Genomic DNA, 15,190 nt, shown 5'->3' on the forward strand with positions numbered 1-15,190 from the left:
ATGTTTCTACCGCGTCGGCGCGCGACGTGCCACGGGTTGCGGGGCGCGACGCATCTTCGCGGGAGGAGTTCGCTCGCCCGGGAGGAGGATTCGCGCGCGATGGTCCTCCCGAGCGTGCGATCTCCTCCCGCGCCGGCGCGGATGCCGGGCGCGGGAGCAGGTCAGGCGACGGATGCCGCGGAGCCGCCGGTATCGGACGCGGCCTCGGTGCCCGCGCCATCCGCCCCGGCCGGACCGCCGACCGGCTCGATGCGGAACGTCTGCACGAAGTGCTCGACCGACGCGGCCTCGCCAGCGAGCACCCGGACCGCGCCGGGCGCGAGGCGCCCCGCGAGCAGGTCGCGGAACTCCGGCGGGTCGAGCGCCAGCTCGACGCTCGCCTCGAACGCCGGCTCGGGCCCCTCGCGCCGCGGCTGCGGCACCGCGCCCGGGCCGATCGACACGACGTCGAGCGTGCCGCCCACCACGACGGCCGCGACCGAGGCCTCGGCCACGTGCAGCACGTACTCGGTGGGCGGCGTGCCGGCCGCGCCATCCGGTCGGAAGGCGGCGCGCAGCGCCGTGGTGACGGCCTCGCGCGTGACCGACTCGCCCTCGGCGGGTTCGCCGAGGGCCGACCAGCCCCAGCGCTCGAGCGCGAGCACGACCGGGGCCAGCTCGCGACCGAGCGGAGTGAGTTCGTACCCGCCGCGCACGGTCGGGACCCGGCGGATGACGCCCGACTCCTGCAGCTCCTTCAGCCGGTCGGCCAGGATGTTCGTCGGGATGCGCGGCAGGCCGGCCTTGAGGTCGCCGTAACGGCGCGCGCCGATGAGCAGGTCTCGGACGATGAGCAGCGCCCATCGCTCGCCGACCCGCTCGATCGCCCGGGCCACGCCGTCGTACTGGCCGAAGCCGCGCGCGGCGCGCGTCGCCATGGCTCGGCCCGTCAGGCTGTGCCGGTGCCGGCGGCGCCCTGCTGCGCCATGTAGGCCTCGGGGCCCATCTCGGCGGCGGCGGGCTCCATGAACAGGAAGGAGAGGTTGTTGCCGTCGGGGTCGTCGAGATCGCGCGAGTACATGAATCCGTAGTCCTGCGCCTCGCGCGGCTCGCTGCCGCCCGCGGCCAGGCCCTTGGCGAGCACCTCGTCGACGCCCTCGCGGGTCTCGCGGGTGAGCGCGATCGAGACCTGCGCCTGGGTCTTGGGGTCGATGATCTCCTTGTCGGTGAACGTGCCGAGGTACTCGCGGGTGAGCACCATGAAGTAGATGGTGTCGCTGAGCACGACGCACGCGGCGTTCTCGTCGGTGAAGTTGGGGTTGATGGTGAAGCCGAGCGACTCGTAGAACGCCTTGGAGCGCTCGAGGTCGGTCGTCGGGATGTTCACGAAGATGCTGGTGTCGGCCATGGTGGTCCTCCGTCGTGGATGTCTCGGATGATGCCTGATGCGCCTAGCTTGCTCTTTGCAAGTGAACTTGTCAATAGCAAGTAAGACGGAACTCACCGCGTGGCGCTGCGCCGCACGAGCAGCGCGAGGTGCAGCGCCGTGAGGGTCTCGCCGTCGTCGAGGTCGACGTCGAGCAGGTCGCCGATGAGCCCGAGGCGCTGGTAGAACACCGACCGCGACAGGTGGCTCGCCTGCGCGGCGGCTGTGCGGTTTCCGGGGTGCGCGAGCATCGCGCCGAGCACGTCGAGCAGGTCGCCGCCGCGCGCGAGGTCGTGCTCGATGAGCGGCGCGAGCATGTGCTCACCGAGTTCCTGCAGGCGGTGGTCGTCGCGCAGCGACGTGACGAGACGCACGAGCGGGCGGTCCTGGGACCGTCGCACGATGGGGCCCCGCGCCTTCGGCGGCAGCGGCGTGCGCGCGAGGTCGAGCGCCTCCTGCACCGAGACGAGCAGCCCGTCGAGGTCGTGCGCCGGCCTGCCGATCGCGAGCGCGACGCCCGCGGCATCCGCACTGCCGGCGTCGGACCCGGCGAGCGCGGCGGCGAACGCGCGCGCCGCAGCATCGTCGAAGCGCGTGCCGGCCGGCAGCGACAGCAGCAGCACCCGAGCGGATGCCGGTGCGCCGCCCGCCTGCGGACGGCCCTCGAGCGCACGCCCGCCGAGCCGGCGCGCCGCCTCGTCGACCGTGCCGTCGCCGATGCGACCGGATGCGACGACGCCGTACAGGTCGGCCCCCGCGAGCGCGAACCCGGCCGACTCGAGCCGGGCGGACGCGCCGCCTGCCGTGCCGAACCGTCCGGTGAGCAGGTGCTCGACGAGCCGCTGGCGGCCGATGCGGGCCCATGTGTCGTCGTCGCCGTCGGCGAGCCGGCCGAGCGCGAGCGCGATCGCCCCCTGCTCGAGCACGCTCGTGCGGCCGGCGGGGTGCGCCGGGCCCGGCATCGCGATCACGTGCCCCCAGCGGATGCCGCGAGCCTCGACCGGCACGATGAGCCAGGCGTCGGACCGGCCAGCCGCCACTGCCGCGCCGCCGAGGCTCGCGCGCCGGTGCGCATCGCGCGAGCGCAGCTGCCATCCGCCGAGGAGTTCCTCCTCTGCCTCGGGCGGCAGGTCGGCCGCGACGACCTCGTGTGCGAGGTTCTCGAGCACCACGGGTGCTCCGAGCGTGCGCGCGAGCTGCTGCACGATGTGGTCGGCCGGAGCACCGCGCAGGGCGAGGGCCGTGAATCGCTCGCGCACCTCGTCGCGCGCGTGCAGCGCGGCCGTCTGCTCGGAGATGATCCGGCGGTGCACGGCCTCGGTGAGCGCGACGAACTTCACCTCGCGGTGCAGCGCCGCGAGCGCGAGGCCGTGCTCGGTCGCGGCGTCGACGACGACCGCGGGCACGTAGCGGTAGTGCGCGCCGAGCTCGAGCACCAGGCCCGCGATGCCGGCCTCGACGAGCCCGGCGAGGAGCGCGCGGAGCTCGGCCGGTTCGGCCGGCCAGCCCGATCCGGTCGAGAGCAGGAGCTCGCCGCCGTCGAGCAGCCGGGCGACCCCCGCGCTGTCGGAGACGTGCAGCCACCGCACGCGCGCGTCGAGCGCCGAACCGCCCACGAGCACCTCGGGGACACCCGCGGCCACGGCCTCGAGGGAGAGGATCTCGCCGACGGTGGGCAGGCCCTCGTCGGCGGCGGCGCTCGCCGCAGCGGAGGCCGGACGATCCGTCCGGATGTCGGTCGCTTCGCGACGATATGGCACAGGAGCCGCCTCGCTCTCTCTGTAAGACTGGGGAAACGCCAGCTTAGACGATGCCGGTCGATCTGTCCGGATCCAGCGTCGACCAGCACCGCCATTCACCGAAGGACTGCCATGAGCCTCACCGAGACCGCCACCCCGCCCGCTGCGACCGTCGACGTGCCGCAGATCGGGCACTGGATCGACGGCGCGCTGCGCGCGTCCTCGTCCGGGCGGACCGCGCCCGTCTACAACCCGGCGACCGGCGCCGTCCAGGCGCAGGTGGCCCTGGCCGACCAGGCCGAGATCGATGACGCGATCGCCTCCGCCCAGCGCGGGTACGAGGTGTGGAGCCGCTACTCGATCGCGAAGCGCCAGACCGTGCTCTTCGCGTTCCGCGAGCTGCTCAACGCGAGGAAGGGCGAGCTCGCCGCGATCATCACCGCCGAGCACGGCAAGGTGCGCTCCGACGCGATGGGCGAGATCCTGCGCGGCCAGGAGGTCGTCGAGCTCGCGACCGGGTTCCCGCACCTGATCAAGGGCGCCTTCTCCGAGAACGCCTCGTCGGGCATCGACGTCTACTCGCTCAAGCAGCCGCTCGGCGTCGTCGGCGTCATCAGCCCCTTCAACTTCCCCGCCATGGTGCCGATGTGGTTCTTCCCCATCGCGATCGCCGCCGGCAACGCCGTCGTGCTCAAGCCCAGCGAGAAGGACCCCTCGGCCGCGCTCTGGCTCGCCGAACTCTGGAAGGAGGCCGGCCTGCCCGACGGCGTGTTCACGGTCCTCCAGGGCGACAAGCTCGCGGTCGACGGCCTCCTGACCTCGCCCGTGGTGCAGTCGATCTCCTTCGTCGGATCCACCCCGATCGCCCAGTACATCTACGAGACGGCGTCGAAGCACGGCAAGCGCGTCCAGGCCCTCGGCGGCGCGAAGAACCACATGCTCGTGCTGCCCGACGCCGACCTCGACCTCGTCGCCGACCAGGCCGTCAACGCCGGCTACGGCGCAGCGGGCGAGCGGTGCATGGCGATCAGCGTCGTGCTCGCCGTCGAGCCCGTCGCCGACGAGCTCGTCGCGAAGATCACCGAGCGCATCGCGAAGCTGAAGATCGGGAACGGTGCCGGGATCGACGGCGTCGAGCCCGACATGGGTCCGCTCATCACCGACGTGCACCGCGACAAGGTCTCCTCGTACGTCGACATCGCCGAGGCCGACGGCGCGACGGTCGTGGTCGACGGTCGCGGTCTCTCGGTCGACGGCCACGAGGACGGCTTCTTCTTCGGCCCGACGCTGCTCGACCACGTGCCCACCACGTCGCGCGCCTACACCGAGGAGATCTTCGGACCGGTGCTCTCGGTCGTGCGGGTCGCCTCGTACGACGAGGGCCTCGAGCTGATCAACTCCGGCGCGTTCGGCAACGGCACCGCGATCTTCACCAACGACGGCGGCGCCGCACGGCGATTCCAGAACGAGGTCGAGGTCGGCATGATCGGCATCAACGTGCCGATCCCGGTGCCCGTCGCCTACCACTCGTTCGGCGGATGGAAGCAGTCGCTGTTCGGCGACAGCAAGGCCTACGGCGTGCACGGCTTCGACTTCTTCACCCGCGAGAAGGCCGTCACCAGCCGCTGGCTCGACCCGGCCACCCACGGCGGCATCAACCTCGGCTTCCCCCAGAACCACTGACCCCGCGAGGAACCTCCACCATGACCGACACCCTGATCGAGACGGCGACCCACGTCGATCGGCGCGGCACGCGCCATCCGCTGCCCGACCCCGCAGCGGATGCGCAGGTGCGCGCCGACGACCGGGCCCACGTGTTCCACTCCTGGAGCGCGCAGGCGCTCATCGACCCGCTGCCCGTCGCTGCGGGTGAGGGCTCGACGTTCTGGGACTACCAGGGCAACGCCTACCTCGACTTCTCGTCGCAGCTGGTGAACCTCAACCTCGGCCACCAGCACCCCGACCTCGTCGCCGCGATCCAGGAGCAGGCCGGGCGCCTCGCGACCATCCAGCCGGCGCTCGCCAACGACGTGCGCGGCGAGCTCGCGCGCCGCATCGCCGAGGTGGCCCCCGGCGACCTCGACAAGGTGTTCTTCACCAACGGCGGCGCCGACGCGAACGAGCACGCCGTGCGGATGGCTCGGGCCGTCACCGGCCGTCGCAAGGTGCTGTCGATGTACCGCAGCTACCACGGCGGCACCGCGACCGCGATCTCACTCACGGGCGACCCGCGCCGCTGGGCGAACGAGCCGAGCGACGGCAGCGTGGTGCACTTCCTCGGGCCCTACCCGTACCGCTCGTCGTTCCATGCCTCGAGCGAGGCCGAGGAGACCGAGCGCGCGCTCGCCCACCTCGAGCAGGTCATCACGCTCGAGGGCGCGAACACCGTCGCGGCCATCATCCTCGAGACCGTCGTCGGCACCAACGGCGTGCTCGTGCCGCCGCCCGGCTACCTGCAGGGCGTGCGCGAGATCTGCGACCGATTCGGCATCGTCTACATCGCCGACGAGGTCATGGTCGGCTTCGGCCGCGTCGGCGAGTGGTTCGCGGTGAACCACTTCGGCGTGACGCCCGACCTCATCACGTTCGCGAAGGGCGTGAACTCGGGCTACGTGCCGCTCGGCGGCGTCGTCATCTCGCAGCGCATCGCGTCGCACTTCGACACGGTCGCGTTCCAGGGCGGGCTCACGTACTCGGGCCACCCGCTCGCGTGCGCCGCGGGCGTCGCGACGTTCGAGGTGTTCGAGCGCGAGGGCATCCTCGAGCGCGTGCGCGACCTCGGCACGCGGGTGGTCGAGCCGCGCCTGCGGGCGATGGCAGAGCGCCATCCGTCGGTCGGCGAGGTGCGCGGCCTCGGGCTCTTCTGGGCGATCGAGCTCGTGCGCGACCGCGAGACCCGCGAGCCGCTCGTGCCGTTCAACGCGTCGGGGGCGGATGCCGCGCCGATGGCGAAGGTCGCGGCCGCCTGCAAGCAGGCCGGGCTCTGGCCGTTCATCCACTTCAACCGGATGCACGTCGCCCCGCCGCTCGTGATCACCGAGGAGGAGCTGATCCGCGGCCTCGACATCATCGACGAGGCGCTCGACCTCGCCGACGCCGAGCTCGCCTGACGCGACGCAGGAGAATCCGGGTCACGGGCCCGCCACGGCGCCCGGATCCCGGATTCTCCTGCATCGTCGTCCGCACCGGAGGGAGGGCTTCGCGTGCTGCGGAGGACACCTCGCGCCGGTCGGTCCTCCCCAGCGCGCGATCTCCTCCCGCGGCGTTCGCCGGGGCAGAACGCACGCCGGGGCAGCACGCCCGGGGCAGACGGGACGAACGGCTAGCCTGAGGCACATGGACGCACGGGGCCCGGCCGGGGGGATGCCGCGACGCGCGTTCCTCGCCGCGGCGCTCGGCGGCGTCGCCGCCGTCTCGCTGAGCGCCTGCACCGACGGCGCGCCCGAGCCGACCTCCCCGCCTCCCGTCCCCACGCCACCCACCGGCACCCCGTCGCCCACCCCCGGCGGCGTTCCACGCCCCGTGGCCTTCCGGCGCTCGCGATGGAGCGCCGACCCGTTCGTGCGCGGCGCCGCGAGCTTCGACTCGGTCGGGACGACGCCCGACCTGCGCCGTGAGCTCGGCCGGCCGGTCGCCGATCGTCTCGTCATCGCGGGCGAGGCGACCTCCGCCGAGGCGCCCGGCACCGTGCACGGCGCCTACGCCGAGGGCCTGCGTGCCGCACGCGACATCGCCGAGCTGGCCGAGCCCGACGATCGCATCGCCGTGATCGGCGCCGGGATCGCCGGCCTGGCGGCCGCCCGCGCGCTCGTCGACGGGGGCTTCGAGGTCGTCGTCATCGAGGCGAGCGACCACCTCGGCGGACGCCTCCTCACCGTCGAGGACCGCGACTTCGACGATCCAGTCGTGCTCGGCAGCCCGTTCGCCTCGGATCGCGGGTCGATGCGCTCGGTGCTCGCCGAGGCCGGCGTCGCCACCCGGCCATTCACCCCGGTGATCGGCCCGCGGACGCCCGAAGGGATCGCGGCAGCGCCATCCGCCGCCGGATGGGACGTCATCGCGTCGGCCCAGGCGTGGGCTGCGGGCCAGTCGAGCGACGTCGCGCTCGCCACGGCCCTGGTGCGGTCCGGCGCCGTGCCCACGTCCGACGAACCGGGCGCAGACGGCCTGAGCACGCAGGACTGGTTCGTCAACGCGCTCACGAGCGGCGTCGAGCCCACGACCGGCGCGACCGCCACCCGGGTCTCGGCGCAGCGGTTCGATCCCGACCTGGTCTGGCGCCCGACCGCCCAGGTCACGAGCGGATGGACTGGCCTCATCGAGCACCTGGCCGACGGCCTCGACATCGGGGGCTCGAGTGCGGTCACCGACATCGCCGTCGACGACGAGGGCGTGAGCCTGCGCCTCGACAGCGGGGAGTCGCTGCGCACGCACCGCCTCGTCGTCACGGCGTCCATCGGCGTGCTGCGCACCGACACGATCACGTTCGACCCGCCGCTGCCGCTCCTGCACCAGCGGGCGATCTCGACGATCGGCATGGGCGCGATCGACCTGGTCTGGCTCGCCTTCGACGAGCCCTTCTGGCGGTCGACGCCGGATGGCTCGGCCGAGGGCGAGCCGAACGTGCTCACCCTGGTGGGCGCGACCCCGACGGTCGCGGCGTGGCTGGACCTCGGCGTCGACCCGCGGCGACCCGTGCTCGTCGGGATGCTCGCCGCCGAGCACGCCCGCCGCGTCGCGGAGCTCGATGACGACGCGGCGCTCGAGGTCGTGCTCGAGGGGCTCGAGCCGTTCGTCGTCGAGTTCGGGCCCGCCGCGGACTAGGGCGTGCCGGGCTCGGACCTCGGCGCAACCGCCCGCAGCCGTCCCGCCTCGGCACGCCGCCGGACCGCGCGGCGCGCGAGCCGCCGGTGCACCGCCACGAGCAGCGCGGTGAGCACCACGAAGATCAGCAGCACGAGCACGCAGTACGCCGCCACCCCGGCGTAGCCGCCGACCTGCGTCGCGTCGAGGAAGAAGTACGGGTACCAGCCGACGTCCGCGCCGCGGAACAGCGTGTAGGCGAGCCACGCCGACGGCAGCACGAGCACGATGCCGACCGTCGCCCACGGCACCGGCGGGTTCACCGCCATGACGGCATCGACGGTCCACGCGACGAGCGCGAGCAGCGGGACGACGAAGTGCAGAACTGTGTCGGACCACGGCACCTCGACCCGGTAGTCGCGCGTCGAGGCCTGCACCACGATGAGCGCGAACACGATGCCCGAGACGAGCAGGTACACGGTCACCATCGTCCGGAACGCGCCGAGCAGCGGCGGGTCGACGGGCCGGAGCAGCGCGTACGCGCCGGCCACCAGCAGCGTGACGACCGCGAGCATCGCCGACTGGATGGTGAAGTAGCTGAAGAAGTTCACCGATGCGAAGAGCGGGAACTCCAGCACGTACTGGAAGTTGGCGACGAGCGCCACGATCTGGACGACGGCGATCGCGAGCCGGAAGACGCCCAGCGCGCGCCGGGCGTTCGCGGTGCCGATGCGCGGCTCGGGCCCCGCGGCATCCGCGCTCGTCACCGCTGCGGCGGAGCCGGTGACGGTCGCGGGCATGTGTTCACGCTACCGGCGCCGCCTCCGCGGGTCCTCAGTCCATCGGCCGCAGGATCCGGTCGAGGAAGCGTCGGGTGCGCTCCTCGCGCGGGTTGGTGAAGATCTGGCCGGGCGCGCCGCGCTCCACGATCACGCCGCCGTCCATGAACAGCACCTCGTGCGCCGCCTGGCGCGCGAACGCGAGCTCGTGCGTGACGACGACCATGGTCCAGCCCTCGTCGGCGAGCTCCTTGATGACGTGCAGCACCTCGCCGACCAGCTCGGGATCGAGCGCGCTCGTGGGCTCGTCGAACAGCAGCAGGTCGGGCTTCAGCGCGAGCGCGCGCACGATGCCGACGCGCTGCTGCTGGCCGCCCGAGAGCTCGAAGGGGTAGGCGTCGCGCTTCTCGGCGAGGCCGACGCGATCGAGCAGCGCCTCGGCTGCGGCGATCGCCTCGGCCTTCGGCACGCGCTGCACGCGGATCGGGCCCTCGACGACGTTCTCGATCACGGTCATGTGCGGGAACAGGTTGTGCTGCTGGAACACCATGGCCGAACGGTCGCGCATCGCGATCCGGTCGGCCTTCGCGAGGGGACGCGAGAAGTCGACGGTCGGCCCGCCGTCGAACGCGAGCTCGCCGCCATCCGGGGTCTCGAGGCCGTTGAGCGAGCGCAATACGGTCGTCTTGCCCGATCCGCTCGGTCCGATGAGCGTCACGACCTCGCCGCGCCGCACCGAGAAGTCGATGCCGCGCAGCACCTCGTTCGTGCCGAACGACTTGCGGATGCCGCGTGCGGACAGCAGCACCGCGGCATCCGTCGACCCGGTCTGCGGTGGGGCGAGCGGGTCGCCGCCCGACGGCGGCGGCACCGGCGGCTGGGGCGGCCGGGGCGGATCAGTGGGCGACATAGCGGTCCAACCTCTTCTCCAGCGCGGACTGCCCGCCCGACAGTGCCAGGCAGATGACCCAGTAGATCAGGGCCGCCTCGAGGTACACCAGCATGAACTCGCTGCTGAACGCCGCGATCTGCTGCGCGACGCGGAACAACTCGGTCACGAGGATGAGCGAGGCGAGCGAGGTGTCCTTCACGAGCGAGATGAAGGTGTTCGAGAGCGGCGGCACCGAGACGCGCGCGGCCTGCGGCAGGATGACGCGGCGCAGCGTCGTCGCCGACGACATGCCGATGGTGTATCCGGCCTCCCACTGCCCCTTCGGGACCGACAGGATGGCGGCGCGGATGATCTCGGCCGCGTACCCGCCGACGTTGAGCGAGAACGCGGCGATCGCGCTCGGCCACGGGTCGATCGTGAGGCCGATCGAGGGCATGCCGTAGAAGATCACGAAGAGCTGCACGAGCAGCGGCGTGCCGCGGATGACCGAGACGTAGAACCGGGCGATGTTCGACACGACGCGGTTCTTGGAGAGCCGCATGAGCGCGACGGCCAGCGCGATCACCAGGCCGAGGGCGAATGAGGCGAGGGCGAGCGGGATGGTGCCCGTGACGGCGCCCACGACCAGGGGGCCGACCGACTCCAGCAGGAGCTGCAGGTTCTCGTTCACGGGCTCACGTCCTTCCGGGCGCACGGATGCCGCGTGCGCGGACCCTGCGCCCCATGTTGCCATTCGCGGCGAGGCCGACCATCAGCGCGGCGACCTCCGGCGCGAACGGACGGCGGTGCCGCACGCGATCGCGCGGCACCGCCGGAACCGGTGCGGACTACTCCGAGACGTCGGCGCCGAAGTACTTGTCGCCGATCTCGGCGAGCACGCCCTCCTCGCGGAGCTCGGCGAGCGCCTCGTCGACGGCCTCGACGAGCGCCTCCTTGTTCTGCGTGAAGGCGAACGCGCTCTCGGAGGTCTCGTCGGTCTCCGCGGCGACCTCGATCGCGGCATCCGGCGTGGTCGTCAGGTAGTCGAGGAAGGTCAGCTCGTCGTTGATGGTCGCGTCGACCCGGCCCTGCTCGAGCAGCGCGACGGCCTGCGCCCAGCCCTCGACGGCCTCGACCTGCGCGCCCGACTCGGTCGCGAGCTCGTACCAGTTGCTCGTGAGCGACTGCGCGGTGGTCTTGCCCTCGAGGTCGTCGAACGACGAGATCGACGAGTCGCCCTCGTTCACGACGATGACGCCGCGCGAGACGGTGTAGGGCTCGCTGAAGAGGTACTGCTCCTCGCGCTCGGGCGTGATGGAGACCTGGTTGCCGATGACGTCGAAGCGGCCCGCGTCGAGGCCCGCGAAGATCGCGTCCCACTGCGTCTCCTGGAACTCGACCTCGAGGCCGAGCTGCTGGGCGACGGCCTCGGCGACCTCGACGTCGTAGCCCACGAGGTCGCCCGAGCCGTCCTCGTGGAAGCTGAACGGCCGGTACGTGCCCTCGGTCGCGACCGTGAGCGTGCCGTCCTTCACCAGGCGGTAGTCGTCGCCCGCGCCGCTCGCGTCGTCGGACCCCGAGCCGGCGTTGCCGCTCGAGCACGCGGCGAGCGCGAGGACGGCGGCGGATGCGGCGGCGATACCGAGGATCGTGCGGGTACGTGACATGGGTGGTGCTCCGTTCGTGACGTTCGGGGTGTGCGCGAGTGGCGCAGGGCGGTGGCTCGGGTGGGCCTCCGGCAGGACGAGTCCATCACGGCCGGGCCAAGGGGTGAAACCGGATGACGCCCCGTTTCCATTCCCGATCGGCCCGAATCCGCACCCGCCGGCGGCGGGACGGAAGTCCCGGATCGGCCGGAGGCCATGCCGTTCGATGACGGAAAGACCCCCGCGCGTCCCGCACGTGGAGGGGAAGGGGAACATCATGTCCGATCACCACGACGTCGCCGACGCTGCCCGACGGTCGACGCTTCCGCTGCCCGACCGGGCGAGCCCCCGGTACACCGCGTTCGAGGCGACGGACCCCGCCGCGGCCGACGAGCCGATCCGCCCGCTGCGTCCGCCCGCCGGAGCCCCGAACGTGCTCCTGATCCTGCTCGACGACATCGGCTTCGGCGCCGCGGCGACCTTCGGCGGCCCGGTCGCGACGCCGACCGCGGACCGCCTCGCGGAGCGTGGACTGCGCTACACGCGATTCCACACGACCGCGCTGTGCGCACCCACGCGGGCCGCGCTGCTCACGGGCCGCAATCACCATGCCGTGGGCATGGGCGCCGTGACCGAACTGTCCACGTCGCCGGCCGGGTACTCGGCGGTCCGGCCGCGCTCGGCCGCGCCGCTCGCCGAGGTCCTGCGCCTCAACGGCTACTCGACGGCGCAGTTCGGCAAGTGCCATGAGGTGCCGGTGTGGGAGGCGAGCCAGGTCGGCCCATTCGACGCCTGGCCCACCGGCGGCGGTGGGATGGAGCACTTCTACGGGTTCATCGGCGGTGAGACGAACCAGTACTACCCGTCGCTGTACCAGGGCACCACGCCGGTCGAGCCGCCTCGCACCCCCGAGGAGGGGTACCACCTCACCGAGGACCTGGCCGACCACGCGGTGGATTGGCTGCGCACGCAGCACTCCCTCGCCGGCGACCGCCCGTTCTTCCTCTACTTCGCCCCGGGCGCGACGCACGCGCCGCACCACGTCCCCCCGGGATGGGCGGAGCGCTACGCCGGCGCGTTCGACGACGGCTGGGATGCGCTGCGCGAGCGCACGTTCGCGCGCCAGAAGGAGCTCGGCGTCATCCCGGCCGACGCGGAGCTCACTGCACGACCGGCCGAGATCCCCGCCTGGGATGAGATGCCGGCCGGACTCAAGCCAGTGCTCGCCCGGCAGATGGAGATCTTCGCGGGATTCCTGGAGCACGCCGACCACCACGTCGGCCGCCTGATCGACACCCTGGAGGAGCTCGGGATCCTCGAGGACACCCTCGTCTTCTACCTCATCGGCGACAACGGCGCGTCGGCCGAGGGCACGGTCAACGGCAGCTTCAACGAGTCATTCGTCTTCAACGGCGCCGCACACCTCGAGACGCCCGAGTTCATGGCTTCGCGTCTCGACGAGTTCGGCGGACCGACGGCGTACAACCACTACGCCGTCGGCTGGGCGCACGCGACCGTCACGCCCTACCAGTGGACGAAGCAGGTGGCCTCGCACTGGGGCGGCACGCGCAACGCGATGGTCGCGCACTGGCCGCGCGGCATCGAGGCCGCGGGACGCCGTGACCAGTTCGCCCACGTCCTCGACATCGCGCCGACCGTGCTCGATCTCGCCGGGCTGCCGGTGCCCCGATCGGTGAACGGGGTGGAGCAGATGCCGCTGCACGGCACGAGCCTGGCCCCCACGTTCTCGGACGCCGAGGCGGCCGAGACGCACGACCTGCAGTACTTCGAGTGCTTCGTGAACCGCGGCGTCTACCACCGGGGATGGACCGCAGTGACCCGCCACAGCACGCCCTGGGTCGCCGAGCCGCTGCCGGCGATCGAGGAGGACGTGTGGGAGCTCTACGGCCCCGACGACTGGACGCAGTCGCGAAACCTGGCGGCGGAGCATCCGGAGAAGCTGAACGAGCTGCAACGGCTGTTCCTCATCGAGGCGGTCAAGTACGGGGTCCTGCCGCTGGACGACCGGCGGATCGAGCGGTTCAACCCCGACCTCGCAGGCCGTCCGACGCTCGTCTCCGGGACGACGCAGCGGCTGTTCCCGGGCATGGGGCGACTGCCCGAGAACTGCGTGCTCAACGTGAAGAACCGCTCCTTCGCGGTCACGGCCGCGATCGACGTGCCCGCAGGAGGCGTCAAGGGCGTGGTCGTCGCACAGGGCGGGGCGTTCGGCGGATGGAGCCTCTACGCGCTGCACGGCCGGCCGGCGTTCTGCTACAACCTGCTGGGGCTCGCGCGCGTGAAGCTGGTCGGCACCGAGCCGCTCGCGGAGGGCGTCCACGAGCTCCGCATGGAGTTCGCGTACGACGGCGGCGGGCTCGGTCGCGGCGGAGCCCTCCGCCTCGAGGTGGACGGCGCGACGGTCGCCGAGGGCCGGCTGGAGCAGACCGTCCCGATGATCTTCTCGGCCGACGAGACGACCGACATCGGAGAGGACCTCGCCTCGCCCGTGAGCGACGACTACGCCTCGGGCGGCAACGCGTTCACGGGCCGGATCGCGTGGGTGCAGATCGACCTCGGCGACGACGCGCTCGACCAGGAACACCTCATCACGGCGGAGGATCGGCTGCGGATCGCCATGGGCCGGCACTGACCGCCCGCCCGAGTCCGGTATGCCGCGGGCGGCATACCGCAATCCGCGCCGGGCCCGCAACCGTCGGCGGCACGGATCGCACGCCCGCTACGCTGGCGCCGTCGAGGGAACGGATCCCTCGTCGCGGTGACCCCACACCAACCCGAAGGAATCCCATGATCACTCTGACCTGGCTCCTCATCATCGCCCTCGCCGCCGGCGTGCTGGCCGTCGTCGACGGCATCTGGCGTCTCCGGGCGCGCGGCGGCTCGACGGTCGTCGGCATCCTCGAGATCATCATCGCCGGACTGTTCCTGCTCTCGCTGTTCCTGCCGGGCATCCCGTTCGGATCGCTCGTGCTGGGCATCGCCACGCTCGTGATCCTCGCGGTGGCGCTGTTCGCGGGCGGGCGCACCGGGCGCACGCTGACCATCATCGCGCTCGTGCTGATCGTGATCTGGCTGATCCTCGTCAACCGCTGGCTCATCATCCCCGGCATCAACTGACGCCACGATCCCATCGGCTCGAAGGCCGGCGCCCTTGACGGGTGCCGGCCTTCGGCGTTCCCGGCCCTACTCCAGCCCCAGTTCGCGCCGCGCCTCGGCGGCACCCTCGACCTCGAGCGTCCAGTCCGGTCGCACGAGCCATCCGGGTTCGAGTCGGAATCGCATGTCGATCGAGACCTCACCGGGCCGGGTCTCCAATCGGCTCACGCCGTTCTCGCGGTACCCGAGCCCACGGGTCACGCCTTGCGAGGCGCCGTTCCAGTCGGCCGCGCTCGTCTCGGCGACCTCGGCGCCGAGGTGGTCGAACGCCCAGATGAGGACGGCGGCGCGCATCCCCTTGCCGAGCCCGAGCCCCTGCTTCGAGGCGGTGAGCCACGAGCCGGTGGAGATCGTCCGCCGCGCGGGGAACCGGTGACCGCGCACGTCCTGCAGGCCGACGGGCACGCCGTCGTGCAGCACCGCGAAGAGCAGCGTCCACTCGTCGCGCTCGAGTCCTGCCCGCTGCCGCCAGACGTGCTGCGCGAGACCGCGCCGTTGCACGTCGGGCGCCGCGTCGGTCCAGGGCGCGGCGAACGGCATGACCGAGGGATCGTGGATGCCGGCGAGCGCCGCGTCGACGAGGGGCCCGAGGTCCTCGTCGCGCGCGAGCCGCAGCTCGAGTCGGGGCGTGCGCAGGCGGAGGCGGAACAGCGGCCAGACGTCCTCGAGGTCCATCGCACGACCCTATCGGCCGCGCCATCCGCCCTTTGCCTCGCCGCGAGAGCATGCCGAACCACGCCGTACCCCGACCGTTCCCGACGTTCGGCATA

At 72.2% G+C, this 15,190-nt stretch carries 13 protein-coding genes; 5 read left to right on the plus strand and 8 right to left on the minus strand.

Annotation, left to right across the window (positions count from 1 at the left end; genetic code table 11):
* Nucleotides 1-161: 161 nt before the first annotated feature.
* From ACFQ58_RS14740 to ACFQ58_RS14750, 3 genes are all read right to left on the minus strand, one after another.
* Nucleotides 162-917 carry a winged helix-turn-helix transcriptional regulator gene (locus tag ACFQ58_RS14740; protein WP_376951907.1) on the minus strand — a complete coding sequence of 252 codons (756 nt, stop codon included), beginning with the start codon at nt 915-917 and terminating at the stop codon, nt 162-164.
* An 11-nt stretch (nt 918-928) separates the two neighbouring features.
* Nucleotides 929-1,387: a VOC family protein gene (locus tag ACFQ58_RS14745; RefSeq protein WP_376951908.1), complete on the minus strand. Its 459-nt coding sequence runs from the start codon at nt 1,385-1,387 to the stop codon at nt 929-931.
* 92 nt (nt 1,388-1,479) lie between these two features.
* Complete coding sequence (locus tag ACFQ58_RS14750) at nt 1,480-3,165, minus strand: PucR family transcriptional regulator ligand-binding domain-containing protein (RefSeq protein WP_376951909.1); 1,686 nt, start codon at nt 3,163-3,165, stop codon at nt 1,480-1,482.
* A 111-nt stretch (nt 3,166-3,276) separates the two neighbouring features.
* Here ACFQ58_RS14750 and ACFQ58_RS14755 point away from each other — a divergent pair, with 111 nt between their 5' ends.
* From ACFQ58_RS14755 to ACFQ58_RS14765, 3 genes are all read left to right on the plus strand, one after another.
* Complete coding sequence (locus tag ACFQ58_RS14755) at nt 3,277-4,827, plus strand: CoA-acylating methylmalonate-semialdehyde dehydrogenase (protein ID WP_376951910.1); 1,551 nt, start codon at nt 3,277-3,279, stop codon at nt 4,825-4,827.
* Between the two features lie 20 nt (nt 4,828-4,847).
* Nucleotides 4,848-6,254 (plus strand): aspartate aminotransferase family protein, encoded by a 1,407-nt coding sequence (locus ACFQ58_RS14760; protein ID WP_376951911.1) that lies wholly within the window; start codon nt 4,848-4,850, stop codon nt 6,252-6,254.
* Nucleotides 6,255-6,480: 226 nt separating this feature from the next.
* Nucleotides 6,481-7,968, plus strand: a complete 1,488-nt coding sequence (locus tag ACFQ58_RS14765; RefSeq protein WP_376951912.1) for an FAD-dependent oxidoreductase — start codon at nt 6,481-6,483, stop codon at nt 7,966-7,968.
* Here the strand turns inward: ACFQ58_RS14765 and ACFQ58_RS14770 are convergent.
* From ACFQ58_RS14770 to ACFQ58_RS14785, 4 genes are all read right to left on the minus strand, one after another.
* Entirely contained in the window at nt 7,965-8,747 is a 783-nt protein-coding gene (locus ACFQ58_RS14770; protein WP_376951913.1) for a Pr6Pr family membrane protein, read from the minus strand. The genes ACFQ58_RS14765 and ACFQ58_RS14770 overlap by 4 nt on opposite strands.
* 34 nt (nt 8,748-8,781) lie before the next feature.
* Nucleotides 8,782-9,636, minus strand: coding sequence for an amino acid ABC transporter ATP-binding protein (locus ACFQ58_RS14775; RefSeq protein ID WP_376951914.1), 855 nt, complete (start codon nt 9,634-9,636; stop codon nt 8,782-8,784).
* A complete protein-coding gene (locus ACFQ58_RS14780; protein ID WP_376951915.1) occupies nt 9,623-10,288 on the minus strand; it encodes an amino acid ABC transporter permease in 666 nt (221 codons plus the stop codon). Before ACFQ58_RS14780 ends, ACFQ58_RS14775 begins: the two co-directional genes overlap by 14 nt.
* A gap of 157 nt (nt 10,289-10,445) precedes the next feature.
* Nucleotides 10,446-11,264, minus strand: coding sequence for an amino acid ABC transporter substrate-binding protein (locus ACFQ58_RS14785; RefSeq protein ID WP_376951916.1), 819 nt, complete (start codon nt 11,262-11,264; stop codon nt 10,446-10,448).
* Between the two features lie 256 nt (nt 11,265-11,520).
* On the opposite strand from ACFQ58_RS14785, the gene ACFQ58_RS14790 reads away from it, so the two are divergent.
* Both ACFQ58_RS14790 and ACFQ58_RS14795 read left to right on the plus strand, forming a co-directional pair.
* Nucleotides 11,521-13,896: an arylsulfatase gene (locus ACFQ58_RS14790; protein ID WP_376951917.1), complete on the plus strand. Its 2,376-nt coding sequence runs from the start codon at nt 11,521-11,523 to the stop codon at nt 13,894-13,896.
* A 155-nt stretch (nt 13,897-14,051) separates the two neighbouring features.
* On the plus strand, nt 14,052-14,381 hold the full coding sequence (locus ACFQ58_RS14795; RefSeq protein WP_376951918.1) for a hypothetical protein: 330 nt from the start codon (nt 14,052-14,054) through the stop codon (nt 14,379-14,381).
* A 66-nt stretch (nt 14,382-14,447) separates the two neighbouring features.
* Here ACFQ58_RS14795 and ACFQ58_RS14800 read toward each other — a convergent pair whose 3' ends face one another.
* Nucleotides 14,448-15,095: a GNAT family N-acetyltransferase gene (locus ACFQ58_RS14800; protein ID WP_376951919.1), complete on the minus strand. Its 648-nt coding sequence runs from the start codon at nt 15,093-15,095 to the stop codon at nt 14,448-14,450.
* Nucleotides 15,096-15,190: the final 95 nt, after the last annotated feature.

Origin of the sequence: Agromyces sp. NPDC056523, assembly GCF_042794545.1 — a bacterium.
Taxonomy (GTDB): Bacteria; Actinomycetota; Actinomycetes; order Actinomycetales; family Microbacteriaceae; genus Agromyces.